At 62.3% G+C, this 252-nt stretch carries 1 protein-coding gene; it reads right to left on the minus strand.

Annotation, left to right across the window (positions count from 1 at the left end):
- Nucleotides 1–48: 48 nt before the first annotated feature.
- The coding region (locus AAEZ08_RS23240; RefSeq protein ID WP_500125222.1) for a permease at nucleotides 49–252 on the minus strand (204 nt) is incomplete at its 5' end.

Below are 252 nucleotides of genomic sequence, written 5' to 3' on the forward strand. Positions count from 1 at the left end.
GGTGGGAGCTGGCTTGCCTGCGATGAGGCCATCAGCCCCACTGAAAATCTAAAGAATCACCGCCCCAATCAACCCACACACCACCCCCACCAGCATGGTCAACCCGGCCACCGTCACCAGCACCCGCGCATCGAAATCCTTGCGCAGCATCAACAGCGACGGCAGGCTCACGCTCGGCAAGGTCATCAGCAAGGCCACGGCCGGGCCGGTGCCCATGCCCAGGGCCATCATGGTTTGTACGATGGGAATCTC

This window comes from Pseudomonas sp. E45-MNA-CIBAN-0222 (genome assembly GCF_040310405.1).
GTDB lineage: Bacteria > Pseudomonadota > Gammaproteobacteria > Pseudomonadales > Pseudomonadaceae > Stutzerimonas > Stutzerimonas stutzeri_AC.